The 26191-nt window shown below is 34.8% G+C and carries 30 protein-coding genes; all 30 read left to right on the top strand.

Features of this window, described 5'->3' with window-relative positions:
• Window positions 1–11 precede the first annotated feature (11 nt).
• The 30 genes from ylxM (at window position 12) to QE109_RS00630 (ending at window position 26165) form a co-directional block, all read left to right on the top strand.
• A complete protein-coding gene (gene ylxM / locus QE109_RS00775) occupies window positions 12–353 on the top strand; it encodes a YlxM family DNA-binding protein (RefSeq protein ID WP_281092452.1) in 342 nt (113 codons plus the stop codon).
• 26 nt (window positions 354–379) lie between these two features.
• A complete protein-coding gene (gene ffh / locus QE109_RS00770) occupies window positions 380–1720 on the top strand; it encodes a signal recognition particle protein (RefSeq protein ID WP_281092451.1) in 1341 nt (446 codons plus the stop codon).
• A 59-nt stretch (window positions 1721–1779) separates the two neighbouring features.
• The gene (gene rpsP, locus QE109_RS00765; RefSeq protein WP_281092450.1) at window positions 1780–2031 is read left to right on the top strand and encodes a 30S ribosomal protein S16; all 252 of its coding nucleotides are present in this window, start codon (window positions 1780–1782) and stop codon (window positions 2029–2031) included.
• Between the two features lie 20 nt (window positions 2032–2051).
• Entirely contained in the window at window positions 2052–2282 is a 231-nt protein-coding gene (locus QE109_RS00760; protein WP_281092449.1) for a KH domain-containing protein, read from the top strand.
• Window positions 2283–2374: 92 nt separating this feature from the next.
• Window positions 2375–2881 (top strand): ribosome maturation factor RimM, encoded by a 507-nt coding sequence (gene rimM / locus QE109_RS00755; protein WP_281092448.1) that lies wholly within the window; start codon window positions 2375–2377, stop codon window positions 2879–2881.
• Window positions 2878–3606: a tRNA (guanosine(37)-N1)-methyltransferase TrmD gene (gene trmD / locus QE109_RS00750; RefSeq protein ID WP_281092447.1), complete on the top strand. Its 729-nt coding sequence runs from the start codon at window positions 2878–2880 to the stop codon at window positions 3604–3606. The genes rimM and trmD overlap by 4 nt, the downstream gene beginning before the upstream one ends.
• A 99-nt stretch (window positions 3607–3705) precedes the next feature.
• Complete coding sequence (rplS, locus tag QE109_RS00745) at window positions 3706–4062, top strand: 50S ribosomal protein L19 (RefSeq protein ID WP_281092446.1); 357 nt, start codon at window positions 3706–3708, stop codon at window positions 4060–4062.
• A gap of 125 nt (window positions 4063–4187) precedes the next feature.
• Window positions 4188–5087 (top strand): ribosome biogenesis GTPase YlqF, encoded by a 900-nt coding sequence (ylqF, locus tag QE109_RS00740; protein WP_281092445.1) that lies wholly within the window; start codon window positions 4188–4190, stop codon window positions 5085–5087.
• Between the two features lie 36 nt (window positions 5088–5123).
• Window positions 5124–5948 (top strand): ribonuclease HII, encoded by an 825-nt coding sequence (locus QE109_RS00735; protein ID WP_281092444.1) that lies wholly within the window; start codon window positions 5124–5126, stop codon window positions 5946–5948.
• Entirely contained in the window at window positions 5929–7560 is a 1632-nt protein-coding gene (locus QE109_RS00730; RefSeq protein WP_281092443.1) for a hypothetical protein, read from the top strand. Before QE109_RS00735 ends, QE109_RS00730 begins: the two co-directional genes overlap by 20 nt.
• An 8-nt stretch (window positions 7561–7568) precedes the next feature.
• A complete protein-coding gene (locus tag QE109_RS00725; protein WP_281092442.1) occupies window positions 7569–7853 on the top strand; it encodes an EscU/YscU/HrcU family type III secretion system export apparatus switch protein in 285 nt (94 codons plus the stop codon).
• 62 nt (window positions 7854–7915) lie between these two features.
• Window positions 7916–8272 (top strand): YraN family protein, encoded by a 357-nt coding sequence (locus QE109_RS00720; RefSeq protein WP_281092441.1) that lies wholly within the window; start codon window positions 7916–7918, stop codon window positions 8270–8272.
• A 140-nt stretch (window positions 8273–8412) separates the two neighbouring features.
• Window positions 8413–9951: a YifB family Mg chelatase-like AAA ATPase gene (locus QE109_RS00715; RefSeq protein ID WP_281092440.1), complete on the top strand. Its 1539-nt coding sequence runs from the start codon at window positions 8413–8415 to the stop codon at window positions 9949–9951.
• Window positions 9952–9958: 7 nt separating this feature from the next.
• Complete coding sequence (gene dprA, locus QE109_RS00710) at window positions 9959–11056, top strand: DNA-processing protein DprA (RefSeq protein ID WP_281092439.1); 1098 nt, start codon at window positions 9959–9961, stop codon at window positions 11054–11056.
• 83 nt (window positions 11057–11139) lie between these two features.
• Window positions 11140–13203, top strand: coding sequence for a type I DNA topoisomerase (gene topA, locus QE109_RS00705; protein ID WP_281092438.1), 2064 nt, complete (start codon window positions 11140–11142; stop codon window positions 13201–13203).
• Window positions 13204–13214: 11 nt separating this feature from the next.
• Window positions 13215–13991: a GTP-sensing pleiotropic transcriptional regulator CodY gene (codY, locus tag QE109_RS00700; protein WP_281092437.1), complete on the top strand. Its 777-nt coding sequence runs from the start codon at window positions 13215–13217 to the stop codon at window positions 13989–13991.
• Window positions 13992–14216: 225 nt separating this feature from the next.
• The gene (flgB, locus tag QE109_RS00695; RefSeq protein WP_281092436.1) at window positions 14217–14615 is read left to right on the top strand and encodes a flagellar basal body rod protein FlgB; all 399 of its coding nucleotides are present in this window, start codon (window positions 14217–14219) and stop codon (window positions 14613–14615) included.
• Window positions 14616–14626: 11 nt separating this feature from the next.
• Window positions 14627–15067: a flagellar basal body rod protein FlgC gene (flgC, locus tag QE109_RS00690; RefSeq protein ID WP_281092435.1), complete on the top strand. Its 441-nt coding sequence runs from the start codon at window positions 14627–14629 to the stop codon at window positions 15065–15067.
• Window positions 15068–15149: 82 nt separating this feature from the next.
• Window positions 15150–15452: a flagellar hook-basal body complex protein FliE gene (gene fliE, locus QE109_RS00685; RefSeq protein ID WP_281092434.1), complete on the top strand. Its 303-nt coding sequence runs from the start codon at window positions 15150–15152 to the stop codon at window positions 15450–15452.
• Window positions 15453–15481: 29 nt separating this feature from the next.
• A complete protein-coding gene (gene fliF / locus QE109_RS00680) occupies window positions 15482–17032 on the top strand; it encodes a flagellar basal-body MS-ring/collar protein FliF (protein WP_281092433.1) in 1551 nt (516 codons plus the stop codon).
• 8 nt (window positions 17033–17040) lie between these two features.
• Complete coding sequence (fliG, locus tag QE109_RS00675) at window positions 17041–18054, top strand: flagellar motor switch protein FliG (RefSeq protein WP_281092432.1); 1014 nt, start codon at window positions 17041–17043, stop codon at window positions 18052–18054.
• Window position 18055: 1 nt separating this feature from the next.
• The gene (locus tag QE109_RS00670) at window positions 18056–18829 is read left to right on the top strand and encodes a FliH/SctL family protein (protein ID WP_281092976.1); all 774 of its coding nucleotides are present in this window, start codon (window positions 18056–18058) and stop codon (window positions 18827–18829) included.
• 1 nt (window position 18830) lies between these two features.
• Window positions 18831–20132: a flagellar protein export ATPase FliI gene (gene fliI / locus QE109_RS00665; protein ID WP_281092431.1), complete on the top strand. Its 1302-nt coding sequence runs from the start codon at window positions 18831–18833 to the stop codon at window positions 20130–20132.
• Window positions 20133–20155: 23 nt separating this feature from the next.
• Entirely contained in the window at window positions 20156–20605 is a 450-nt protein-coding gene (fliJ, locus tag QE109_RS00660) for a flagellar export protein FliJ (protein WP_281092430.1), read from the top strand.
• Window positions 20606–20607: 2 nt separating this feature from the next.
• Window positions 20608–21879 carry a hypothetical protein gene (locus QE109_RS00655; RefSeq protein ID WP_281092429.1) on the top strand — a complete coding sequence of 424 codons (1272 nt, stop codon included), beginning with the start codon at window positions 20608–20610 and terminating at the stop codon, window positions 21877–21879.
• A 9-nt stretch (window positions 21880–21888) separates the two neighbouring features.
• Window positions 21889–23514, top strand: coding sequence for a flagellar hook-length control protein FliK (locus QE109_RS00650; RefSeq protein ID WP_281092428.1), 1626 nt, complete (start codon window positions 21889–21891; stop codon window positions 23512–23514).
• Window positions 23515–23523: 9 nt separating this feature from the next.
• Complete coding sequence (locus QE109_RS00645) at window positions 23524–24018, top strand: flagellar hook assembly protein FlgD (RefSeq protein WP_281092427.1); 495 nt, start codon at window positions 23524–23526, stop codon at window positions 24016–24018.
• 12 nt (window positions 24019–24030) lie between these two features.
• Complete coding sequence (locus QE109_RS00640) at window positions 24031–24435, top strand: TIGR02530 family flagellar biosynthesis protein (RefSeq protein WP_281092426.1); 405 nt, start codon at window positions 24031–24033, stop codon at window positions 24433–24435.
• 70 nt (window positions 24436–24505) lie between these two features.
• Window positions 24506–25879, top strand: coding sequence for a flagellar hook protein FlgE (locus QE109_RS00635; RefSeq protein WP_281092425.1), 1374 nt, complete (start codon window positions 24506–24508; stop codon window positions 25877–25879).
• Between the two features lie 88 nt (window positions 25880–25967).
• Entirely contained in the window at window positions 25968–26165 is a 198-nt protein-coding gene (locus tag QE109_RS00630) for a flagellar FlbD family protein (protein WP_281092424.1), read from the top strand.
• Window positions 26166–26191 lie beyond the last annotated feature (26 nt).

Raw genomic sequence — 26191 nt, 5'->3', positions numbered from 1 at the left:
GTGAGGATGCTATGTTTGAGAAAAAGATGCGACTGGACGCTTTATATTTGTTCTATGGTAAGATGTTGACAGATAAACAAAATGAGATTATGGATTTATTTTGTAACCTTGATTACTCTCTTGGTGAAATCTCAGAACTAAACAACATAAGTCGACAAGCGGTTCATGATACCATTAAAAGAACTGAAAAAGTACTTGAGAACTATGAAAACCAGTTGGGTTTGTATGAGCGATTTAGTGACAAACAAAAAGCATTTGAAAAAATCCTTCAGCTGATTGAAGAATATGAAACGACGCATTCGGAAAGTTTGATTTTAGATGTACGAAAAATCATCGAAAAAGAAATCGAATAAACGAAGCTCATATAGGAGGGCAATAAGTGGCATTTGAAAGCTTAGCTGAAAAACTACAAGGCGCCTTTAACCAGTTGCGGGGTAAAGGAAAATTAAACGAAAAAGATGTCAAAGACGCTATGAGAGAAGTCAAGCTTGCACTTTTAGAAGCTGATGTAAATTTCAAGGTCGTTAAAGACTTTATCAATACACTTACTGAAAGAGCTATTGGCGAATCTGTTTTACAAAGTTTGACACCTGGTCAACAGGTTATTAAATTAGTAAATGAAGAATTAACCAACTTGATGGGTAAAACACAAAGTAAAATAGACTTTGGATCTAAACCGCCTACAGTTATATTGATGGCTGGTCTCCAAGGTGCTGGTAAAACAACGACTTGTGGTAAACTCGGTAGCATATTAAAAAAGCAAGGTAAAAGACCACTCTTGGTCGCTTGTGACGTTTATAGACCGGCAGCTATTCAACAATTGAAAGTTGTTGGTGAAAAAGTAGATGTACCAGTATTTGAGCAAGGCAATGAAAAAAGCCCTGTTGATATTGCAAAAGCGGGTTTGGCGCACGCGATACACTTCAACAATGATGTCGTCATTATTGATACAGCTGGACGTTTGCACATTGATGAAAATTTGATGCAAGAATTGATACAAATTAAAGATGCTGTTACACCAAACGAGATTCTTTTGGTACTGGATTCTATGACAGGGCAAGATGCTGTTAATGTAGCAGAACATTTTAATAGCCAACTTGAAATTAGTGGTGTAATTCTCACTAAACTTGATGGAGATACGCGTGGTGGAGCGGCACTATCTGTTCGCGCTGTAACAGGCAAGCCGATTAAATATGCATGTATAGGAGAAAAACTAACTGATATTGAAGAGTTTTATCCTGATCGTATGGCATCTCGTATCCTTGGTATGGGTGATGTACTTTCTCTTATCGAAAAAGCACAAGAAAATTTCGATGAGGAAAAAGCTAAGAAGCTTGAAAAGAAAATGAAGAATCAAAGTTTTGATTTAGAAGATTTCTTAGATCAACTTGAACAAATTCAGAATATGGGACCAATTGGAGACTTGTTGGGCATGCTTCCGGGGATGAACAGCAAAGCAATGAAAGGTGTCGAAGTTAATGATAAAGATTTGGTGCGCACAAAGGCGATTATACAGTCTATGACGCCAAAAGAAAGACAAACGCCCGATATCATCAATGGTAGCAGAAAGAAAAGAATCGCTACTGGCTGTGGTGTTCATGTGTCGGAAGTAAATCGTTTGCTAAAGCAATTTGAGCAAACGAAGAAGATGATGAAGCAATTTGGTGGTATGGAGAAAAAGATGAAAAGAGGCGGGGGCTTTAAATTTCCGTTCTTTTGATATAGCTTTTCATATTTTATATTCATGATAAGAGTAAATAAATTAAGGAGGTGAAAATTATGGCAGTTAAGATCAGATTAACAAGAATGGGTTCTAAGAAAAAACCTTTCTATAGAGTTGTTGTTGCAGATTCAAGATCTCCAAGAGATGGTAAGTTTATCGATCAAATCGGTTACTTTAATCCACTTTTAGAAACTGAACAAGTTAAACTTGATACTGAAAAAGCAAATCAATGGTTAAGCAATGGTGCACAACCTACTGAAACTGTAAAAGCGCTTTTCAAAAAACACGGCGTTTACGATGCGAAGTAATTAGCATACGAGGTGATGAAATGAGCGAATTGGTAAAAATCATTGCGGCTTCCTTGGTAGATCATCCAGAAAGCGTTGAAGTTAGAGAGGTTGAGGGTTCTCAATCTGTTATCATCGAGCTTAAGGTTGCTCCAGAAGATATGGGCAAAGTGATTGGTAAACAAGGTAGAATCGCTAAGGCAATTCGTACAGTTGTCAAGGCTGCTGCAACTAAAGAAAACAAGAGAGTTGTTGTAGAAATCATACAATAATTAATGATATTAGCTATTTCTTGTGAGTCTACTTGAAATAGCTATTTTCATAAGCATAATTTTAACTATATGTAAGATAAATTGGAGGAACTATGGAAGGCTGCTTTAACATGGGCAAGATTGTCAATACACATGGCGTCAAAGGAGAAATTAAAATTTATCCTTATACAGACGATCTAGATAAATTTGAATTTTTTGATTACTTGTATATTGAAGGCTTTGGTAAAGCGAAGTACTTGATTGAATCTTCAAGAGTACATAAAAACATGGTGCTGCTTAAATTTAAAGGCTACGATGATATTAACAAAATTACAGAACTTCTTAATAAAAATGTTTATATTGAAAGAAAAGATAGCCCTGATGATGGCGAGGGTCATTATGTTGTGGACTTGATTGGTTGTGAAATATTGGATGAAAATGGTGACTTGCTAGGACACTTAAAAGATGTACTACAAAATACAGCACAAGACTTATATGAAATTAAAAAGGTGTCTGACGGAAAAATATTTTATATCCCAGTAGTTGATGAGTTTGTAAAACAAATTGACATTAAACAGAAAAAAATCACCGTTCATTTAATTGAGGGGATGATGGAATGAAGTTTCATATCTTAACTTTGTTTCCCGAACAATTTACAAGTTTTATGGAAACGAGTATTATTGGTAATGCAGTGGACAAAAAAGTAATTTCAATTGATACGGTGCAAATACGAGATTTTTCGAAAGACAAGCACAAAAAAGTTGATGATTATCCATTCGGTGGTGGTGCTGGCATGGTTATGGCTGTGCAACCGCTCCGAGATGCACTTGAATCAATTGAAAGAAAACGAAATTCTAAGGTGATCTACATGTCTCCAAGAGGAACAACACTTAATCATGAGAAAGTTGTTGAACTTTCAAAATTGGATGAGTTAGTTTTGGTGTGTGGGCACTATGAAGGTGTGGACCAGCGCTTCATAGATAACTATGTGGATGAAGAGTTATCTATAGGAGATTATGTACTCACAGGTGGAGAACTTGCAGCCATGGTCGTTGTAGATAGTGTGAGCCGTATGGTGGATAGTGTACTCACCAATCATTCTTCTGCCGATGAAGAAAGCTTTGCAATGGATCTTTTAGAATATCCACATTATACGAGGCCAGCCCAAATTGATGGTATTAAAATACCAGATGTTTTACTTTCTGGACACCATGGAGAGATAGCCAAGTGGCGACTAGAACAATCGATGATGGTTACCAAAGAAAGAAGACCTGATTTGTTTGAAAAATATAAGAATAAACCGCATGAAAAATCAGTACTTAAATTGCTTAAAAAGTACTTGTAATCAGTGCGTTTAGATGATATAATACATTTTGTTGTAATACGGATGGTCCTCTTTTAGCAATCGCTATTAAGAACGTCTACGAAGGAAGGAGGTAGTTATATGAACCAAAATATCATTAAGACTATCGATAATGAACAATTAAGAAATGATCTTCCAGCTTTTAACGTTGGTGATACTGTAAAAGTACACCTTAAAGTAAAAGAAGGTAAGAGAGAGAGAATTCAGCTTTTCGAAGGAACTGTTCTTAAGAGACAAAACGGCGGCGTTTCTGAAACTTTCACAGTAAGAAAAATTTCTTACGGTGTAGGCGTTGAGAAAACATTACCATTACATTCTCCAAAAATCGAGAAAATCGAAGTAGTAAGAGAAGGTAAAGTAAGAAGAGCTAAATTGAATTATTTAAGAGCTAGACTTGGCAAATCTGCTAAAGTTAAAGAAAAGAAAAAATTCAAGTAATCTTGACCAAATAATCAAAAGGGACCTTTATAGGTCCCTTTAGATTTATATAGACATATTATAAAGCGTTTCTAGTAATCACAAGAATATGTTAAAATTAACATATGACTATAAAGGAGTAATGAATGAGTATAAACTGGTATCCAGGGCATATGAAAAAAACAAGAGATTTGATTGAAGCAAATCTCAAATTAGTAGATGTCGTAATCGAATTGTTAGATGCTAGAATTCCCATTAGTAGCAGAAATCCTCAATTTGATCAATTAGTAGGACATAAAAATCGAGTTGTTGCCCTTAACAAATTCGATTTAGCAGACCCACAGCGAACAAAACGATGGATACAATACTATGAGGGGTTAGGTATAAAAGCAATCCCTATCAATTCTTTGACGGGTGAAGGCGTGGCGGAATTAATTAATGAAGCAAGAGCTGCTTCTATAGAAGTCATTGAAAAAGCAAAGCGTCAAGGACGACTCATGCGACCAATTAGAGCTATGATTGTAGGTATACCTAACGTTGGTAAATCATCGTTGATAAATAAGCTTGCAGGAAAAAGTGCAGCAAAAACAGGCAATAAACCAGGCGTAACAAGAGGCAAGCAATGGATTAGACTAAACAAGGATTTAGAGTTGTTCGACACACCAGGTATACTTTGGCCTAAAATTGAAGAAGATATGATGGGTATCAAATTAGCTTGTTCAGGTGCTATTAAAGATGAAGTCCTAAATATTGAAGATATAGCTTTTCATTTGATTAACTTACTTAAGGTAGATTATGATCACTTGTTCAAAGAACGCTATAAAATTGATGAATCAATCGAAGATACGGTTGAGATAATGACTGCAATAGGACGTAAACGAGGTTGTCTTGTTAAGGGCAATGAAGTTGATCTAGAAAAAGCATCTAGGTTAATTGTCGACGATTTTAGAAAAGGTATTATTGGTAAAATCACGTTAGAAATTCCAATTAAAGATTCAGATGAAGTCCAAGAAGACATTGAAATAAAAAGTGAATCGACAATATAGTTTATATGATAAAATACCGATATAGAGGTTATCAATATGTCTAAAGATAGAAGTGAGATTATATCAGCAACGGATTTAAGTAGATATAGCATCAAAGAAATTAAATTAAATGTTGAAAGTCTTGAAGTGTCTGATCGTGAATCTTTTATCAAGTTACTAAGAAATGATGGTAGAGTTGCTTGTCAACAAATTGCAAAAACAATGGAACGAAAAATGGAGTTAAGAAGGCTAGAAATTGAACGTTTGGAAAAGATTGTTCAGTTTGAACAACTTGCATGGCAAAATGGATATTGTTTTGTTGCTGGACTTGATGAAGCGGGTAGAGGCCCTTTAATTGGCCCTGTTGTTGCCGCAGCAGTAATACTTAAACCCGATATGGATTTTACAGGTATAGATGATTCAAAAAAACTATCGGCTGAACAAAGAGAACGCTTGTTTGATGTGATTGTAAGTGAAGCTGTTTCTTATGGTATAGGCGTTGCTGACCACATCGAAATTGATGAAATCAATATTCTAAATGCAACTAAACTTGCGATGAGTAGAGCTATATCCGCTATGGAAATAGCACCAGATTACTTATTAATAGATGCGCTCAAGCTACCCAATATCGATCTACCGCAAAAAGACATCATTAAAGGTGATTCAAAAAGTGTTAGTATCGCAGCGGCATCTATTTTAGCTAAAGTAAGTCGAGATCGCATGATGCTCAAGCTTGCTAAAATGTACCCTGATTATGGTTTTGAATCAAATAAGGGATATGGTACAGACGTTCACTATAAAGCTATTCGCGCTCATGGCTTATTACCTGAGCATCGTAGAAGTTTTTTAAAGGGGGTTGAAAATGAGGATCTCCCAAAATAATATCGTTCAAAGCACGATTAGTTTCGTCAAAGGTCAAACAAATACAGAATTAAAATCTATGGTAGGAAAAGTTTTGCAGGGGCATATTTCTGGTGCTACTCAAAATCAAACTGCTCTTTTTGTTTCGGGCGAACAGCAATTACTTGTTAATATAGGAGATGCTAAATTATCTGATCAACAAGCTTTGACGCTAAAGATTGTTGATTATAAAGAGGGGGCATTGATCGCCAATATAATGACCGAAACAAATGGTCAATTGGCAAACGATTCACAATCAAGTGTAAATGCCTCTGAAATACTTAATAAATTAGGTGTGATCATTAGTGCTGAAAATGGAGAAATAGTGGAAGCGATGAAATCCGCTAATGTTCCAATGACAAAGGAAAATTTTCAAGCAATTAGACAAAGCTTAATAGAAGTCAAAACGCTCGTAGGCGAGCTTAAACAGGGCGTGACAGTGGATTTTTCAAAAGAATTGTCTACGCCTATTAAGGCGCTTGTTATGAAGTTGATTCAACAAAGTGAAGCGCAAACGAGTTCGGGAAATACGCCCAATAATGCGTCTAAAATCTCGCCAGATCAGGCCGCTCAAACTTCAAATTTAGTTGAGTTGACAAACACGGTCCCAAAAGAGAGTGTAATGACCCAAAATCCTTCAAGTCAAAGTAATATATCCAATTTGTCACTACCACAAACGCCAACTGCACAAAACCCATCAGCTATAACTGCGAATGAAATCCAAACCAATCTTAATGCTAATGAAGGCGTTAATACTCGTCTTAATGAAGAAATCCATTTAAATTCAAATTTTCTAGAAAAGGATGCAAAACAGTTATTGAATTTAATCGTAAATAAATTTAATGACAGTGGAAACACGGCTGAAGCAATTAAAAACTTATTGTTAGAATTCAACTTAGAGTCGGATATACTACATTTGAAAAATGAACAACCAGTCTCGATTAAAACTGTTTTTGCAGCTAACGAACAAATAAATAATAAAGATATTATTGTCCAAAAATTTGACTCTATCTTAAGTCATATGAGCAATTTGAAGTTTGATAAAGAAAGTGTGATCGCACTACTTGAAGTTATGAAAAGTGAAGATGAAGATATTGAAAAGTTAACAAAACTTTCTGATTTGATCAGAACTAAGTTGCCTGACTCTGAAGTTAAGACTAAGTTAGAACAAGATATAGCAATGCTCAAAGAGCATGCAGTATTATCTAAGCCAGTAAATGATCAAGTTGTGTACATGCCAATCAATATTCAACAAGGAGAGCGTGACCAAAAGGTTTCATTATATTATAAAAAAAATCAAAAAAAATCTGATTTTGAAGATTTTACTATGTTAGTAGCTTTAAATACTGATTATTGTGGTGAAGTAAGATGTGTAATTCATAAATTGAAAAATCAAGTTTCTTTGGCTTTTAATTTTGAAACTGATCTTACCAAAAAAGTGTTTGAAGATTCAAAAGGTCTATTAACCGAATCGTTGAATACTTTTAGCCAATACCAGTTTAATTTGAGCTTTAGCTTAAGAGAGAATCAAAAGTTTGAGCTTAATACGTTTGATTATGAAGAAAATGGATTCGGATTTGATATAAAGGTATAGGTGAAAAAATGGCGCATAATCAAAAAACAAAAATTGCCAATGCATTGAGATTTAATCCTGAAAAAGATGCTGCGCCTCAACTTATTGCCAAAGGTGTGGGGTTGATTGCGGAAAATATACTTAAAAAAGCAAAAGAGTATGATATACCTATCTATGAAGATGAAAAGTTATCTAATCAGTTGAAGCAATTAGAACTAGGGGAACAAATTCCATACGAATTATATGAAGTTGTAGCTGAAGTTCTGGTATTTATTAGTCAAGTCGATCAGTCTAAAAAAAATAATTTGAAGTAATAAAGCTATTGACCTGCTGTATTATATATAGAAGAAACTTGATCAAGATAAAGGAATGGTAGATGAAAAACAAACGTTCAATTGGAAAAATATATGAGGAATTAGCCCTAAAACATCTTGAAGATAAAGGTTTTATATTGGTAGATAAGAACTATTTTTGCCCTTTTGGAGAGATTGACTTGATACTTTCCAAAAAAAGTATACTTTATTTTGTTGAAGTTAAGTATCGTTCAAGCTTAGCTTACGGCTCCCCTAGACAGGCAATTAATGCTAAGAAGATGGAACGAATGAAGAAAACTGCTTTGCACTATGTTAAAACCCAAAGTAACACTTTTCTCAAGTTTAATGTGAGTTTCCTTGGTATTCTTAAGGTGGAAGAGAATATTGAATATGATTGGATAGAAAATATATTTTCTTAACAAACAATAATTATACAACTGAAAAAATTGAAATTTTATGCATTTTTATATTGAACTCTTATTATGGAATGTCTTTTTTTTGTTTACAAAATGTAAAATAATGGTTAATATATAAATATGTTACATTATTTGGAGGCGAAATGTACAGTAGAATTCATGCGTCTGTTATTTGGGGTATAGAAGGACAACCCGTAGAAATTGAAACCAATATACTAAGAGGACTGCCTAATCATATTATTGTTGGACTACCAAGTACCATCGTAAAGGAATCAAAAGAAAGAATTAAATCTGCATTAAAATCATCAGGTATAAGATATCCTGATGATCGAATCATTCAAAATCTTTATCCGGCCAACCTCAAGAAAGATGGTTCACATCTTGATTTAGCTATGGCAATGGGGATCTATGTTTGCATAGTAAAGGAAAGTTATAAAATTGTAGAAACTTTTGCATTTATTGGTGAATTGACTTTAGAAGGGGGTATTTTACCGATTCAGGGAGTACTGAGCCTGCTTGAAGGTTTAAAAACATCTGGCGTAAAACGTGTTGTACTACCACATGAAAATTATTTGGAGGCTTCTTTTGTCAAAGGACTAGATATTTATCCATATGAGCGTTTAGATACCTTAATTAGAGATATTGAGTCAAATTCACTTAAAGTTGGATCAAAATTGGTTTCATATGAAGTTAAGGAAAGAAAATTTGACAAGGATTTCTCAGAAGTGATTGGACAAAAACAAGCGATTCGTGCAGCTGAAATAGCAATAGCTGGCACTCATAATCTCTTGATTATAGGCCCACCTGGATGTGGAAAAAGCATGATTGCTCAACGGTTAGAAACAATTATGCCTAAGATTACATTAGAAGAAAAAATTGAACTTACAAAAATCTATAGTGTTTCAGAAGAGGAAAGTCCAAAAGGGCTGATTCAGTATAGACCTTTTAGATCACCACACCACACGATCAGTAGAATTGGACTGGTAGGTGGAGGATCGGCGATTTTACCTGGAGAAATATCAAAAGCACATAATGGGATTCTCTACCTTGATGAGGTTGGAGAATTCAAATCAGATGCTATTGAAGCATTGCGTGAACCCTTATCAAGCGGAAGTGTAAATCTCTCTAGAGGAGGTCGATCGCTAAATTATCCTTCTAGGTTTGCCTTAATTGCAACTATGAATCCATGTCCGTGCGGCCATTATTTATCAAAAGAAGATCTTTGTACTTGTTCTCATTATGAAGTGAAAAGGTATATAGGAAAACTATCATGGCCGATTTTGGATAGAATTGATATGACCCTATTTATGGATCGAGTCGAAAATAGTGAGATAAGCAATGCTTCAAATCAGAAAGTCAGTTCTTTAGAAATACGGGGCAATATTCAAAAGGCAATTACTTTTAGACAGAATAGAGTGATGGAGGCAAAACATGAAAAATCAACCAAAGAATCCAATGGGATCCTTGATGATAACATACTATATGGTCTAGATGAGGGGGCGAGATCAATCGCTATTAAATATCATTCGAAGGGGAAATTATCTATGCGAAGCCTCGGCAAATTAGTAGGCATCGCTAGGACTATAGCTGACTTAGCATGCAGTGAGCATGTTGAAAAAAATCATTTACTAGAAGCCTATTCATACCTAACCAACCAACAAATGTCTAATTTTTTTACATGAGGTGAAAATGGAACAATATATTATCAATTGCTGGATGTTAGAGTCAATACCTTGGGATAATAGCATTAAAAAAAGAGTTTTACAGTACTTTGGAGACTATCAACATATTAGATGGCAATATATTATTGAAAATAAGTTGCATTTTGAATCTGAATGTCATAAAATTGAATACTCTGCGGTTGAACTTAAAATAATTAAAGATAAAAGCAGGCAGGAATTATCTGAGATGATTGAGTGTGGAGTAGAAGTGATTTCACCTCTTAATTATACATTTCCATTGGTGCTACGTAATTATAAACCTTTAGTTAAATTGTTGTATGTAAAAGGCAATAAAAGTCTTTTAACATCCGGTAATCGAATTGCCATTATTGGGAGTAGAAAACCTACAGCATATGGTAGAAAAATAGCTTATGATTTGTCTAAATATTTAGCACATAGAGGTGTTACTATAGTAAGTGGACTTGCTCTTGGCATTGATGCAATGGCTCACAAGGGTGCACTGGATGCTGGCGGAAATACTGTAGCAGTACTTCCTACCGATGTAAACCATGTATATCCACAAACAAACACAAAAATCTATCAAAACATTCTCGAAGCGGATAGTCTAATTTTGTCAGAAAGCAGAACTTGTACCACCCCAAATCGCTATCAATTTCCTTTACGAAATAGAATTATCAGTGCAATTTCAGATGTTGTAATTATTATTGAAGCAGGAGAAAAAAGTGGTTCATTGATTACAGCACAACATGCAATTGAGCAAGGCAAAACTGTATATGCTTTACCAGGCAGTATTTTATCTCCACAATCAAGTGGCTCTAATCGATTGATTTACGATGGTGCAACACCGCTCATAAATTTTGAACATGTTCTTGAATCAATTGGGATCGACATAGAAATTATGCCTGATTCAATAAACTTTCCTGAGGGATTATCAAAACTTGCAAAACAGATCTATTTTATTGTTAAAAAGATGAAGAATCTAAGTTTAGATGAAATAGTCGCCTCAACTAAGTTTGAATATTCTGAAATTTTCGCAGCAGTAAGCGAGTTGATATTAGAAGATTTATGCGAGTATTCAGGGATAAACGAAATAACTTTGTTATAAAAAAGTCTTGACAAGAAGTTTTTTTCTATATAAATTTATTAAGTACACTCAAAGGCAAGCAAAAAACATATTGGAGTAAGTAAATGTCAAATATCTTAGTAATTGTAGAATCACCTGCAAAGGCGAAAACAATAGAAAAATTTCTTGGTAAAAACTATAAAGTAGTTGCTTCTATCGGTCACGTTAGAGATTTACCAAAAAGCACAATGGGTGTCGACATAGAAAATGATTTTGACCCCAAATATATTAACATAAGAGGTAAAGGTGATTTAATTAAATCGCTAAAGAGCGCTGCTAAAAAGGCGGATAAAGTTTATCTCGCAACTGACCCTGACCGAGAAGGTGAGGCGATCGCATGGCATTTAGCTTTTATCTTGGGAATTGATGTGGCCTCACCATGTCGTGTAACTTTCCACGAAATCACAAAAGACGCAATTAAAAATGCTGTAAAGGTTCCGCGAGCAATTGATGTAAAATTAGTTGATGCGCAACAAGCAAGGCGTATTCTCGATCGTTTAGTTGGTTACTCAATTAGCCCTATATTGTGGCGAAAAGTTAAAAAAGGCTTGAGCGCTGGCCGTGTGCAATCAGTTGCTACAAAGCTTATATGCGACCGCGAAAGGGATATTATTAATTTTGTTCCACAAGAATACTGGAAAATAGAAGCTACAACAAAATTAATATCTGATAAAGAACCATTAAAATTGGATTTTTATGGGGATGCATCAGGAAAAATTGTACCTGAGAATGAAGACGGTGTTAACAAAATTCTTTCTGACTTAGAAAATAAAGATGCAGTTATTAATAAAGTGGAAAAGAAAAAGAAATATAGAAACCCTTATGCACCTTTTATTACCAGTTCATTGCAACAAGAAGCTTCAAATAGATATGGATTTACAACAAAGAAAACGATGATTATTGCTCAGCAATTGTATGAAGGTATTGCGATTAAAGGTCATGGAACTGTTGGTTTAATCACATATATGAGAACGGATTCAACGCGTATATCCGAAGTAGCTAAAGAAAGCTGTAGAGCATATATTAGCGAGAAGTTCGGAGAAGATTTACTGGGCAAAGAAGAAAAAAAACAAAAAAACTCAAAGAATTCTCAAGATGCACATGAGGCGATTAGACCTACTATGGTAGAGCTATCTCCATCAGATATTGAATCAGCGCTTAACAAAGATCAGATGAAACTATATGATTTGATTTGGTCAAGATTCGTGGCTAGTCAAATGGCTAGTGCTGAATTTGAAGCTCACAGTGTTGAAATCAAAATAGGCAGCTATTTATTTAGAGTAAATGGTAGTAAACTATTGTTTGAAGGTTTTATGAAAGTTTATAGCTTAGGAAATCAAGCGGATCGAATTTTACCAGATTTAAATGAAGGTGAGATTATACCAATTGAAAGTTATGATCCAACCCAACATTTTACGCAACCACCTGCAAGATTTACAGAAGCATCACTTGTTAAAGAGATGGAAGAAAAGGGAATTGGAAGACCAAGTACTTATGCGCCTACCATTTCTACTATTTTAAGCAGAGGGTATGTAGACAAAGACAAGAAAAGTTTAAAACCAACAGAACTTGGCTTTATAATTGATGAAATTATGAGCGACTATTTTTCTAATATAGTTGATATTGATTTTACTGCTGGAATGGAGACGAAGTTTGACAATATTGAAGAGGGCGATGAAAGTTGGAAAAACATCATTCGAAACTTCTATAAACCTTTTGTTGAACTACTTGAAAGAGCAGATCAAGAAATTGAGAAAGTTGATTTAACCGAGGAAACAGATATCGATTGTGAGAAATGTGGCAAGAAAATGTTGATTAGACATGGGCGTTATGGTAAATTTTTAGCGTGTTCTGATTATCCAAATTGTGATAATACAAAACCAATTCTAAAAAAACTTGGCATAAAATGTCCTTTATGTGATGATGGTGAGATAATCGAGAGAAAATCTAAGAAGTTAAAGGTTTTTTATGGTTGTTCAGAATTTCCTAGATGTAATTTTGTGTCTTGGGATATGCCAATTGATCGTAAATGCCCAAAATGTGATGATCAGTTAGTGATTAAGAAAACTAAAAAACAAGAATTAATTAAGTGTCATAGTTCTACTTGTGATTATGTAGAACAAAATTAGGAGGAATTGAGTTGGAAAGCAATATTTTAGGTAAAATGAGGAAGTTGAATTCGATACTTCAAACGTCAGGTGCAACGCACCTATCCTTTAAGGATTTATGTACGACAATGATGAATATTTTAGACTCAAATGTATATGTCGTGAGCAAGCGCGGAAAAATTTTAGGTGTGAGCTTATACGATTACGAAGACAGCGCAGTTGTATCAACTGAGGCAGGTGAACAGTTCTATAATGCTGAAGAACAAGAGCAACTGTTGAAAATAAATGAAACGCTTTTCAATATAACTCAAGACAAATTAATTGAACTTTTCAAAAATGATTTAGGCAGTTATTCAAAGTTTGCAACAATTGTACCTGTGATTGGTAATGCACAGCGACTTGGTACATTCATAATTGCACGTCGTGATCGTATTTACCTTGAAGAAGATTTGATTCTTGCTGAATATGCAGCAACAATTATTGGTCTTGAAATTATAAGGGCAAAAAGTGATGCGCATGAAGATATTGTAAGAAAAAAAGCTGTTGTTCAAATGGCAATTAGTACACTTTCATATTCTGAATTTGAAGCAGTTATTCATATTTTTGAGGAACTTAATGGTGAAGAAGGCTTGTTGATTGCAAGTAAAATTGCAGATAAAGCTGGTATTACACGTTCGGTAATCGTAAATGCACTTAGAAAGTTTGAAAGTGCAGGCGTTATAGAGACGCGTTCACTCGGTATGAAAGGGACGTATATTAAAGTTTTAAATGAACACTTACTTGATGAACTGAGAAAAATCAAAAATTAATTTTAGAACCAGCACTTGTTGCTGGTTTTTTATTTTTTTATAGAAATATGGATGTGAGATGCCTCAATAGTAGTGTTTTTCTGAAAAACACTTTATTTTCTACAATATATAGTTTAAAATATAGTTTAGGAAAGTATATCTTGTATAGGTAAAAATTTTGAGTGAAATTCAACATTTAAGCTTGAATGACCGATAAATTAAACATAAATAATTGGAGGCGATGATATGTTAAAAAATTCATTTCAAAAAATCGACTTAATGGGCAAAGCATTAAGTGGGTCTTGGCAAAAGAATAGTGCAATTTCCAATAACATTGCAAATGTAAATACACCTGGTTATAAACGACAAACAGTTAATTTTGAAGAAGTTCTTAAAAATCAAATGAATTACAACCAGTCAGTTACAATGACTAAGACTAATCCAAAGCATATTGCTTCAGCTTATACGGAAGATATAACAGCAGAAACCATTAGTGATACAAGTTACAGAGTTGATGGTAATAACGTAGACATTGATGTGGAAAATGCGGAAATGGCAAAGAACACTATTTATTACAATACTGTCGTCAATGAAGTAAATGGACAATTTTCAAGACTTAAGACTGCTTTTAGAATTAATAAATAGGAGATGATGTTATGGGCTTTTTCAATTCAATTAATGTAAGTGCATCAGGATTAACAGCAGAGCGATTAAGAATGGATTTGATATCAGAAAATATTGCGAATGCAAATGTAACTAGGACCGCAAGTGGTACGCCTTATCGTAGAAAAGTTGCTGTATTTCGAGCACAAGAAGCAAATTCATTTGAGCAAATGCTAAACTCAGCTTCAGGTACTTCTACTGTTGGTAATGGTGTTGAAATTGCTGGGATTGTTGAAGATCAATCTGCTTTTAAGAAAGAATATAATCCCAATCATCCAGATGCAGATGAAAACGGATATGTTAATTTGCCCAATGTAGAAGTTGTCAATGAAATGATCAATTTGATTTCGGCTTCTAGGGCTTACGAAGCAAATATTACTGCTGTTAACACAACAAAAACTATGGCTATGAAAGCATTGGAAATAGGAAAATAGTCTAGGATGTAATTTGATAAAAATCATGTATACTATAAAAGTGACATTTGTTATAGTTTTATAAGAAAGGTGTGGTGCTATTTTGAAAATTGATCAACTCCAAAATTCGATTTTGGTTAAAGATAAAAAATTGATAGATATTAATAACACATTGCAAGATGAAAGTGTTAATTTCTCAGAATTGCTCGCACAATCTCTTCAAAAGGTAAGTGATGATCAATTGTATTCAGAAAAAATGGACAGTTTATTTTCAATTGGTGCTATTGATAATGTGTCTGATGTTACAATAGCTGCAATGAAAGCAGATTTGTCAATTAATTTAGCTGTTGAAGTCACCAATAAGGTGCTTGCTGCCTACAGTGAAATTATGAGGCTTCAATTATGATGCCAAACAATAACTACGAGGTGTAATTCATGGGGAATTTTTTTAACCAGCTTCGCGAGCGTGTCGTCAATCTGTTTAATAGTTTAAGTCGAAATAATAAAATATTAGTTATTGCAGGAACTATAGTGGCAATTTTGCTAGTCACTTTTGGTATCCTGTTTTTGACGCGTACAAAATATGTAGTTGTTGCACAAGGTTTGACACCCGCTGAAGCACAAGTAATTACTACCAAGTTAGACGATATGGGAATTGCATGGAAGGATAGTAATGATACTTCTGTTGTTTCTGTTCCTGAAGCCGATGTATCTAAGGCGCGTATGGAACTTGCTGTATCTGGACAAGCAGGTAATTTTAGTTGGTCAGATGTTTTTAGTAGTGAGTCAATTACAATGACATCTCAAACGCGAGATCAAATGTATATACAAGCTACAGCTGCGGCAGTTGAAAAATCAATTGAGACGATTACAGCTGTAGAAAATGCAACAGTAATATTACAAATCCCAAAAGAAAGCAATTATTTTATTAAAGATGATATACAATCTAAAGCTTCAGTTGTAATTAGTTTTAAGCCAGGTGTTAATATAAGTGAAGCACAGGTAAGTGGTATTGTTAATTTAATTATCAACGCTGTAAAAGATCTGAAACCTGAAAATGTTACAATCCTAGATGATTCAGGTATACAACTTAACAATCAAGAGTCAGGATCAGGTTTTAATGCGAATACACAATTTGATTTACAACAACGTGTTCAAAAACAATTACAACAAGATTTAACGACTTTTTTAGAAAAACTATATGGCGTTGGCAATGTGGAAGTTCAACCGAACTTAGTACTTGATTTTAACCAACAAACTGAAACTCAAACGCTTTTTAGTCCACCAATTGAAGGTGAAATTAATGGCATGGTACGAAGTGCTACTAATATCAAGGAAAATGTAATTAGTGATTCAGCTACTGGTGTACCTGGTACGGATTCTAATACTGGAGATGCGACTTCTGTTGTAGAAAATACTGGCGCTGGATCAACATATGAAAAAGCGAGTGAAACCTTAAATTATGAACTCAACGAAATTTATCGTGAAATAGTTAAATCACAGGGAGATGTCAAGTCACTTTCTATAGGTGTTTTATTAAACTCTAAATCTCTTGTAGATGGACAACTTACAGATGAACATAAAACAGAATTGGTGAGTTTGATCGCTATGTCTGCGGGAACAGACAACGGCAATATCCAAGTGCTTGTACAAGAATTCCAAGATCCGATGGAATATTACAATGTATATACTGGACAGGATACAGCGGGCACAATATTTGGTATACCAATTTTAGTTTTGATTATAGCAGGTCTTATTACGCTTGTAGCAGTAATTGTAGGAATCATGATTCTAAGAAGAAATCGTAAAAAACGTGATGATGCAGAACAAGCAGCAATTAGAGATGCAGAAATCGAAAAATCACTTGAAGAAATTGAATCTACACCTGAAGATAAAGGTAGTCCTAAATACCATATCGAAAAATTTGTTGACAATAATCCAGAAGCCGCAGCAGCGTTATTGCGTGCTTGGTTAAATGATAATTAGGAGGGAAGATGGCTACTAAAAAAGGAAAAATTTCTGGAAAGACCAAAGCTGCCATTTTGCTAATTGCCCTTGGACCAGAACGTTCGGCCGCGCTGTTTAGCCATATGCATGATGATGAAATTGAAGAACTTACTTTGGAAATTGCAAATGTAAATAGAATCACACCCGAAGAAAGAGAAAGCGTTCTTGAAGAGTTCTATCAAGTATGTTTGGCACAAGAGTTTATATCAGAAGGTGGTATCAACTATGCTAAAGAAGTCCTTGAAAAAGCGATGGGCTCTCAAAAAGCACTTGAAATTATCAATAAATTAACTTCGTCACTTCAAGTTAAACCATTTGATTTTGTTAAAAAAACAGATGCAAATCAATTGTTAAACTTTATCCAGAACGAACATCCGCAGACTTTAGCTTTGATTTTGTCATATCTCAACCCAAATCAATCTGCGCAAGTATTATCTGCTTTACCTCAAGAAAAGCAAGCTGATGTTGCACAGAGAATAGCAACTATGGGAAGTACATCTCCTGAGATTATCAAGGAAGTTGAGCTGGTCTTAGAACGAAAATTGTCTTCAATGGTTACGCAAGATTATTCTGCAACGGGTGGAATTCAGTGTATTGTTGATATTCTTAACTCTGTTGACAGAGGTACTGAAAAATATATTCTTGAAACACTGGAAATTCAAAATGCTGAGCTTGTTGAAGAAATTCGCAAAAAAATGTTTGTTTTCGAAGATATTGTCAATTTGGACAGCGTTGGTATCCAACGTTTTATCAGAGAAGTGGACAACAGCGATTTAGCGATTGCGCTTAAAGGTGCGACTGAAGAAGTTAAAGAGATGATCTTTGCAAACATGTCAAAGCGTATGACCGAGATGCTGCGTGAAGATATGGACTTTATGGGGCCAGTAAGACTCAGAGATGTTGAAGAAGCACAACAAAAAATTGTTAATATCATCAGAAAACTTGAAGAAGCAAATGAAATCATTATCGCTAGAGGCGGAGGAGATGAATTAATTGTCTAAGGTGTTTAAATCGTCGCGAGTTGTGATAGATGACAAGGCTTTTGTGTTATCTACTAAAGCTCATGAAATCGAGTCTACGATAGAAGTTGAAGAAATAGCTGCCAATGAAGGGAATGAACCTAATTTGGCAGCTAATCAAATAATTGAATCTGCAAAGGTCGAAGCGAATCAAATACTAGAAGAAGCAGACCGTGAGTATGAGCAAAAAATGACAAGTGCGCAAAATAGCAGTGATGCTATAGTTGCCAATGCCTACGATCAAGCCAAAGGAATCATGGAGCAGTCCAAAGCAGAAGGTTACCAAGATGGATATAATAGAGGTGTTGATGATAGTCAGGAAATTGCTAAACAAATAATTGACGAAGCGATCGCGATAAAAGAAGAATGGTTACAGATGAGACAAGACTTGTTTCGAAAAACTGAACCTGAGATGATCAATATTGTTGTGGAAGCTTTGGAAAAAGTGTTGGATTATAAAGTAGAGACCGATCAGACTTTAATCGAATCTTTGATTAGACAAGGTATAAGTCGAGTGACAAAATCACATTTGGTCTCTATTCGTGTTTCTAATGAAGATTATAATCAAGCACTTTCTATAAAGCCAATGCTTTTAGCTACCAGTGATAAAATTGAAGAAATAGATATAAAAAGAGATCCTTCCTTGCAAAATGGCTCTTGTATCATCGACACTGAATCTGGCAGTATAGACAGTAGTTTAAGTACTCAGCTGGAACAAATTAAGAAGTTGTTTGATGATTTATTGAAAGGTGATTGATATGCTAGAAAAATATAGCACTGCACTTAAAGAAAATGCCGTTCTTAAATTCAGTGGTAGAGTTTCTAAGATTATCGGGATGATGATAGAGTCAATTGGCCCAGCAGTGGAAATCGGTGAAGTATGCGATATTTATCCGATAAAAAATACGGAACCATTAAAAGGTGAAGTTGTTGGTTTTAATAACGATAAAGTACTGATCATGCCTTTAGGTGATATGAAAGGAATAGGACCGGGGAGCAAAGTAGTTGCCTTAGGTCATGCCCTTCAAGTTGATGTTTCTGAAGCATTATTAGGCCGAATACTAGATGGGCTTGGTAACCCAATAGATGAACTTGGTAAACCAGCTGCAGATAAAAAGTATGCTGCTAACAACGATCCACCTAATCCGCTTTTTAGGGATAAAATTGTTGAGCCAATTCCACTAGGGATACGTACTTTAGATGCGCTTTTAACTTGTGGCAGAGGACAACGTATAGGTATATTTGCAGGTTCTGGAGTAGGTAAAAGTACACTTTTGGGAATGATTGCAAAGTATACTAAAGCGGATGTCAATGTCATCGCACTGGTAGGAGAGAGAGGAAGAGAAGTTAGAGAGTTTATTGATAATGACTTAGGCGAAGAAGGGCTTAAACGATCAGTTGTTGTTGTTGCTACATCAGATAAACCGGCACTTGTAAGGGTAAAAGCTGCATTAATTGCAACTTCAATCGCTGAGTATTTTAGAGACAAAGGTAAAAATGTCATACTCATGATGGATTCTGTAACTCGTTTTTCTATGGCTCAAAGAGAAATAGGACTGGCTATAGGAGAACCACCAGTGACAAGAGGGTACACACCATCAGTTTTTGCTGTATTACCTAGATTGCTTGAACGTGCGGGGAACTCTGCGGTTGGCTCAATTACGGGGCTTTATACTGTTCTAGTTGATGGAGATGACTTTAATGAACCTATTTCTGATGCCGTTAGAGGAATCTTAGATGGTCATATTATTTTGACAAGAAAACTTGCCGCACTTGGTCATTATCCAGCAATTGATGTTTTAGATAGTGCTAGTAGGGTAATGCCTAATATTATAGATGAAGAGCATTTGCTTGCAGCTTTACGATTTAAAGAAATTTTGGCAACATATCGCAATTCAGAAGATTTAATCAATATTGGCGCTTATGCAAAGGGGACAAATCCTCATATTGACCTTGCAATATCAAAAATTGATCAAATCAACGCTTTTCTAAAACAAAGAACGAACGAACGTGCAGAATTTGACACCAGTTTAGATGTGCTAAAAGAAATTGTTAAGTAGTCCTAAGGAGTTTGGTATAGGTTATGAAGAAATTCTCATTTAGGTATGAAAGCGTTTTAAAAATGCGAATGGATAAAGAAGATCAAGTAAAGAACGAACTTGCAAAATATATTTCGTTAAGACAAACTAAGCTTGAAGCTTTGGACGCTTTAAATGAGAATGCCCTAAGCTATAACCACCATATTGAAAAGTTACTTAACGAGGGGACTGCAAGATCAGAGATGTCCCAGTTTAATCAAGGCAAAACTTATTATAAGAAAAAAAGAGAAAAACTATTAGGTGAAATAGTTAAATTAGATGAGCAAATCATATTGACACAATCAAAATTAGTTGAGGCTATGAAAGAGCGAAAAATAATGGATAAATTAAAAGAACAAGCGTTAAATGAATTTATTGAAGCAATAAACGAAGCTGATGCGAAATTAATTGAAGAAGTAGTCAATTTTTCCAATAACAAAAAGAATGGAGATTAAATATGGCTGAAAAAATACCCGAAATCCCCAAATCTGAATCTAAGGACAAAGAAAAAAAATCTGGCGGTAAAGGTGGATGCCTTGTCGTTTTATTGATTTTGTTCTTGACTCCGTTATTGGCATTGGGAACGCTTTATTTTTTTAATAAAGATTTTAAACTTACTGTTAATGGTATTATGTCAAATGCACCAGGACCAGTGGGTACATATTTCGAAAAATTTCCAACTAGAGCTGAAGAACTTGAGCAGATAAGAGTCGTTTCAGATTATATGTTAGGTCTTGATGAGTCAAGAGCAGTAGATAAGTTGTTAATTTTACAAAAGGATGATAATCGTGCCTATGATGATGTCATTAAAGATATGTTGAGAATTAATCCCAATAAAACTAAGAATATTCTTGAAGCAATTCGTGAGGCTACTGTAAATAAAGACGCACTAGCCAATACTGTTCAGGGGATTTCGTCTGAACAAGCTGATGATTTAAAGGCTCAAGCAGCTTATATTTCAGGTTTGCCACTTACCGCTGGTGTAGATGAAGTCAATAAGATTATTGAAGATAGTATCAATGGTCATAAAAATGCAGCAGCTATTTTCGAGTATATTGATGATAACACTGCAGTAAATTTGCTGTATCAGTTGGATCAAGTTGATCGAGATAAAATTTATGCTGCTCTATCTGACGCTAAGGCACTTTCAATTAAGAATGCATATAGTAGCTTACAAAGACGTGAAGAGGACTTGATTCAAATAGCAGGTGTATATTCTTCGGAAGCCGCGGATAGCCTTGTAAATACCATTGGAGACACTTCTATTTACTCACTTGAAGACCTTGCGATAATCTATAAAAACTTGGGAGCAAAAAAAGCAGGCGAGGTTTTAGCAAAATCAAATAATGAAGCTTTTGTCTTTGATGTAGTAGCTAAAATCAAAGCCAATGAGTTACTGGATTCTGGAAAAGATTTATTAACGCCAGATATATTAAAATCGCTAAAGATATACCGAGAATTTGACGATAATGTTAAAGAGTTAATCAATGTCTATTCTAAGATGGATACGACAAAGGTAGTATCAATTGTTAAGAACATGATGCTTAATGCCTCTCCATCAAAGGTATATGAGCTCAATAATGGCGATTTGATCACTATTTCTGATGAAGATTTGATATTGAGGATTCTTACAAGTTTCCCACAAGATAAGATTGCTACAATTCTTTCGTCATTAGATCAAACGTTGTCCTCCGAATTGACAAGAAAACTCGCACTACCACAAAATTAGGAGGTGTGTATGCAACTACGAGAATTGCTCAACAATAAGCAAGCTCTCAATCCTTTAATTGAAATTAAAAATGTTGCTCAAAATTCTAGTGTTGATGTTTTCAATCAAATCCTTACTAGAAAAAATGAGTCAATCACTAAGCCGGATGTGAAAAGCTCCAGCTATAGTGATAGAAGCTTAAACACCAAAAATGAATATGAGAAAAAAGACAACCAGTTTTCATTGAAATCTATTGCTTCTGAAGTGAATAATGCGGGTAAGAAACAATCAGATATTGGGGTTTCAAAATCATCAAATGAAAATAATGATGTTTATGATGATGATAAATTCCAAAATAAACCATCACAGAAAATTGAAAAGGCGTCTAAAAATGCTGAAAAAGATGATGTGAAAAGTGATTTGACTGAAAAGCTAAAGCAAAAGTTAAAAAAAGAAACAGGAATGAACGATGAACAGCTTGATCAATTGTTAGCATCTTTAAATTTAGATGTAACTGGATTACAAAAGTTGTTAGATGGTGGTCCTGAGCTAGGAGAAATGCTTAAGACAATGGGTGATATTTTAGACTCACTTGAAATCGATTCAGCTTTAGGACAAAATTTATCATCAAAAGATATCAGTCAAATCGTAAAACAACTCAATCAAGTGATTGAAACTCTCGATAAAATAGCAACTAAAGAAGTTGATCAAGACAAATCTGAGAGCAAATCTTTTGAGAGTCAGTTGATTCAAAAAATTTCTCAAGTCGTTAGCACATTAGAAGCCACAGATACAAGTACTGAAGTAATGCCACAAGAATTGAGTCAAACACTACTGTCAGCTATATCAACAAATGAAACCAATTCAAAGTTAACTGAAACGGTTGAACAACCAGATTTAGAAGTGTCTACAGGCGCTAAGATGAACGCCTCAATTGTTGAGACAACTACATCAAATAATACTGATTCAAATGATAGTGATTCAAAATCAGAGAATAATCAATCGCAGAATAAAGTGAATCAATCGAACGTTGTATCAGAGAGTGTTGTTTCTCAAAATGTAGCTACTAAACCAACGCAAAGTGTTGTAACTGATTCGGTACCAGTAGAAACTGAAGTGAAGGTTGTTGAAGATAGCAATGGTGTTTCTTTACATCAAGTGACGATGAAGAATGGAAATTCTGTAACAACACAGACCGTTGCAGTTACTCCAGCGTTAAAACAAGAAGTTGTATCGCAACTTATGGAGGCTATAAAAGGTCAAATTAAGTTAAGCGATCAAGGCACATCAATGATCGTAAAATTACAACCAGAACAACTTGGCAACGTAGAGTTAAAACTTAATATTCAAAAAGGTGTAGTATTAGCTGAATTAAAGGTTGAGAATGAAATTGTTAAAGCTGCTATTGAATCGAACTTAGACGATTTGAAACAGTCATTAAGTAATAAAGGCTATGCAGTTGATCAAATTAACGTAAGCGTTGATAGTGGGAAAAAAGAAGGTCAAGAAGCATTTGATTTTCAAGGACGCGGGAAAGATCAACAGAAAAAAAACGGTAATAGACTTGAAGGCAATTTAGATATAGAGCCATTAGAGCAGATTAGCCGGTATGAGTTAAACGAACTAGAAGGATCGACTTTTAGTTATTATGGTTAGGAGGTAAATATGGCTTTTAATGTAAGCGGATCTTTCACTGAAGATCAAATAAAGCGTTTAAATGCAATTTCTAATGATGCTGAAAACGCAACTAGACAAAAAAATCAAGTGTTGGATAAAGATGCTTTTCTTAAATTGATGATGGTTCAACTACAAAACCAAAATCCTTTAAATCCAACTGATAATACTGAATACATGAACCAAATGGCTCAATTTTCATCGGTAGAGCAGTTGTCAAATATTGCAGCATCATCTGAAACGACTAATCAGTTAAGTGCTTTAATGTCAAAACAGATGGAAGATATGGCAGCGGCGATTGAAAAACTTTCTGGCACATCTGAAGGCTCAGAAGATATGGTTAATAGTCAAAAAGAGATTATAGAACAAAATACTAAAATTCTTAATGAACTTGTAAAAATGAATGCATTACTATCAAGTTATGTTGGTGCAGATAGTACAGAACCTGTAACTGATGAAGAGGTGTATTCTTTACTTGGACACTAGGGTGGTGATAAGATGAGTGATTTTAAAAATATGAATAACGATTATATGATTAGACGCTCGCAAGTGGTATCGCCTAAACCTGTTAGTGGTGATTCAAACAATTCAAAGACCAATGTAACAGGTCCTTCGTTTAACGATGTTTTAAGTAAAATCAAATCAATTGATCATGTGAAATTTTCAAAACATGCAATGGATCGATTGAGTTCTAGAAATATCGAGTTATCGGATGATGAATTAGGTCGAATCAACAATGGTGTTGATAAAGCGAAAACAAAGGGCGTTAGAGAAGCACTTATTATGATGGATAACAAAGTGTTTGTCGCAAGTGTACAAAATAAGACGATTATAACTGCTGCTTTAGATGAGCAATTAAAAGACAATGTATTTACTAATATAGATGGCGCGGTAATAGTGTAGCTGGACCTTTTAAGGAAGCTATAGGGGAATATCCGAATGATAGACCCCACTGTGTTAGGAGGTTAATTTTATGATGAGATCAATGTTTTCTGGTGTATCTTCTTTAAGAGCTCACCAGTTAAGAATGGACGTTATTGGTAACAATATCGCAAATGTTAACACTGTTGGATTTAAAGCATCTTCAGTTTCTTTTTCTGAAATGTATAGTCAAACATTAAAAGGTGCAAGTTCATCTTCTGATTCACGAGGTGGAACTAACCCAATGCAAGTCGGCTTAGGAGCGAATGTGGCTTCGATAGCTGTAAATCATTCAAAAGGTTCTATTCAAAGAACAGATGTAGCGACAGATTTGATGATTGATGGTTCTGGTTTTTTCGTCGTAACTAATGATGCCAATGCTCAAAATAAATACTACACTAGAGCGGGTAACTTTCAAATGGATGAACAAGGTTATTTAGTTACAACTGAAGGTTTAAAAGTACTAGATGTAAATATGAAACCAATTCAAGTCAATATGTCTGATACTAAAAATGCAACTGCAACAACTAACTTAACAATTAGTGGTAATTTAAATTTTACCGATACAAATTATACAACAACAGCAGACCTTTATGATTCGCTAGGTGATGTGCATACAATAAACGTTAATTTTAAAAATGCACCACTTATAACTACAGCGAAAAAAACCGTTGATCCTAATGATCCAAAATATGATCCTGCCGCATCTGCAGCTGTTTACAATTACTCTTATAGAGAAATAACCATTTCTAATACTGCTGGTACGCAAGTTTATCCTGATCCTGCAGCTTCGGCAACTACTGCTGGTCATATATATGCTAAATTTAATGAAAGCGGCGAAATAGTTGACCTTGTAACGCTCAATACTCTTGCAGATCCGGATTCTACTCCTGATGTTTCAGTTTCGGGTACCTTAACTATGACAGTTCCAGGCGCTGCTGATATTACTATTCCACTTGATCGATCAATGTTCTTTGCAAATGCTGATATAGCTGGTGGAGTAAGAACTTTCACACAAGTTTCAAAAGAGTCAGATGCAAAAGGCGTTCAACTTAATGGTAACTCAGCTGGTTCTATAGATACTTTTAATATATCTTCTAAAGGTGAAATTATTGGAATTTATACAAACGGCGAGAGGAAAGTACTTCAAACGTTAGGCCTTGTTGATTTTGACAACCCGGCTGGTTTGGAAAAAATTGGTGGAAACTTGTTTCAAAATACACCTAACTCAGGTACGCCTAAATACGGTGCGCCAGCAACTGGTAGTTTTGGGGCGGTTACACCAGGAGCGCTTGAGATGAGTAATGTTGATTTAGCGGCTCAATTTACGGATATGATAACAACACAAAGAGGATTTCAAGCGAACTCACGTGTCATCACAACTAGTGATGAGATTTTACAAGAGTTAGTTAATCTTAAGCGATAATAGAAGATAAGTCGGAGTGAATCCGAATGGATTCACTCTTGATTTGTACTTATGATAGTTTTCAGGATGTGAGAAAGGATGCTTACAGATGATAAAAGTGACTAGACTAAACGGGGAGCCAATCTACCTTAATTCGAACTTAATTGAATTCATTGAAGCGACACCTGATACAATGATCACACTTACAACTGGAAAAAAAGTGATTATAAAAGAAAATATTGAGTATGTTATAGAAAGAATCATTGAATATAACTCTAAAATCAGTCAATATATAAGTAAAGTCTGAAGAAATTTTCATATTAAATAAAAGAG

The sequence above is a fragment of the Fusibacter bizertensis genome (genome assembly GCF_029914245.1).
Lineage (GTDB): Bacteria > Bacillota > Clostridia > Peptostreptococcales > Acidaminobacteraceae > Fusibacter_C > Fusibacter_C bizertensis.
Note: the sequence above shows the minus strand (reverse complement) of the source record. Positions and strands in the feature narration are given on the sequence as shown.

Excerpts from the sequence above, each read along its gene's own strand:
- ylxM (WP_281092452.1), top strand. The coding sequence starts at position 12 with ATGTTTGAGAAAAAGATGCGACTGGACGCTTTATATTTGTTCTATGGT.
- rpsP (WP_281092450.1), top strand. The coding sequence starts at position 1,780 with ATGGCAGTTAAGATCAGATTAACAAGAATGGGTTCTAAGAAAAAACCT.
- QE109_RS00760 (WP_281092449.1), top strand. The coding sequence starts at position 2,052 with ATGAGCGAATTGGTAAAAATCATTGCGGCTTCCTTGGTAGATCATCCA.
- rimM (WP_281092448.1), top strand. The coding sequence starts at position 2,375 with ATGGAAGGCTGCTTTAACATGGGCAAGATTGTCAATACACATGGCGTC.
- trmD (WP_281092447.1), top strand. The coding sequence starts at position 2,878 with ATGAAGTTTCATATCTTAACTTTGTTTCCCGAACAATTTACAAGTTTT.
- rplS (WP_281092446.1), top strand. The coding sequence starts at position 3,706 with ATGAACCAAAATATCATTAAGACTATCGATAATGAACAATTAAGAAAT.
- ylqF (WP_281092445.1), top strand. The coding sequence starts at position 4,188 with ATGAGTATAAACTGGTATCCAGGGCATATGAAAAAAACAAGAGATTTG.
- QE109_RS00735 (WP_281092444.1), top strand. The coding sequence starts at position 5,124 with ATGTCTAAAGATAGAAGTGAGATTATATCAGCAACGGATTTAAGTAGA.
- QE109_RS00730 (WP_281092443.1), top strand. The coding sequence starts at position 5,929 with ATGAGGATCTCCCAAAATAATATCGTTCAAAGCACGATTAGTTTCGTC.
- QE109_RS00725 (WP_281092442.1), top strand. The coding sequence starts at position 7,569 with ATGGCGCATAATCAAAAAACAAAAATTGCCAATGCATTGAGATTTAAT.
- QE109_RS00720 (WP_281092441.1), top strand. The coding sequence starts at position 7,916 with ATGAAAAACAAACGTTCAATTGGAAAAATATATGAGGAATTAGCCCTA.
- QE109_RS00715 (WP_281092440.1), top strand. The coding sequence starts at position 8,413 with ATGTACAGTAGAATTCATGCGTCTGTTATTTGGGGTATAGAAGGACAA.
- dprA (WP_281092439.1), top strand. The coding sequence starts at position 9,959 with ATGGAACAATATATTATCAATTGCTGGATGTTAGAGTCAATACCTTGG.
- topA (WP_281092438.1), top strand. The coding sequence starts at position 11,140 with ATGTCAAATATCTTAGTAATTGTAGAATCACCTGCAAAGGCGAAAACA.
- flgB (WP_281092436.1), top strand. The coding sequence starts at position 14,217 with ATGTTAAAAAATTCATTTCAAAAAATCGACTTAATGGGCAAAGCATTA.
- flgC (WP_281092435.1), top strand. The coding sequence starts at position 14,627 with ATGGGCTTTTTCAATTCAATTAATGTAAGTGCATCAGGATTAACAGCA.
- fliF (WP_281092433.1), top strand. The coding sequence starts at position 15,482 with ATGGGGAATTTTTTTAACCAGCTTCGCGAGCGTGTCGTCAATCTGTTT.
- fliG (WP_281092432.1), top strand. The coding sequence starts at position 17,041 with ATGGCTACTAAAAAAGGAAAAATTTCTGGAAAGACCAAAGCTGCCATT.
- fliI (WP_281092431.1), top strand. The coding sequence starts at position 18,831 with ATGCTAGAAAAATATAGCACTGCACTTAAAGAAAATGCCGTTCTTAAA.
- fliJ (WP_281092430.1), top strand. The coding sequence starts at position 20,156 with ATGAAGAAATTCTCATTTAGGTATGAAAGCGTTTTAAAAATGCGAATG.
- QE109_RS00655 (WP_281092429.1), top strand. The coding sequence starts at position 20,608 with ATGGCTGAAAAAATACCCGAAATCCCCAAATCTGAATCTAAGGACAAA.
- QE109_RS00650 (WP_281092428.1), top strand. The coding sequence starts at position 21,889 with ATGCAACTACGAGAATTGCTCAACAATAAGCAAGCTCTCAATCCTTTA.
- QE109_RS00645 (WP_281092427.1), top strand. The coding sequence starts at position 23,524 with ATGGCTTTTAATGTAAGCGGATCTTTCACTGAAGATCAAATAAAGCGT.
- QE109_RS00640 (WP_281092426.1), top strand. The coding sequence starts at position 24,031 with ATGAGTGATTTTAAAAATATGAATAACGATTATATGATTAGACGCTCG.
- QE109_RS00635 (WP_281092425.1), top strand. The coding sequence starts at position 24,506 with ATGATGAGATCAATGTTTTCTGGTGTATCTTCTTTAAGAGCTCACCAG.
- QE109_RS00630 (WP_281092424.1), top strand. The coding sequence starts at position 25,968 with ATGATAAAAGTGACTAGACTAAACGGGGAGCCAATCTACCTTAATTCG.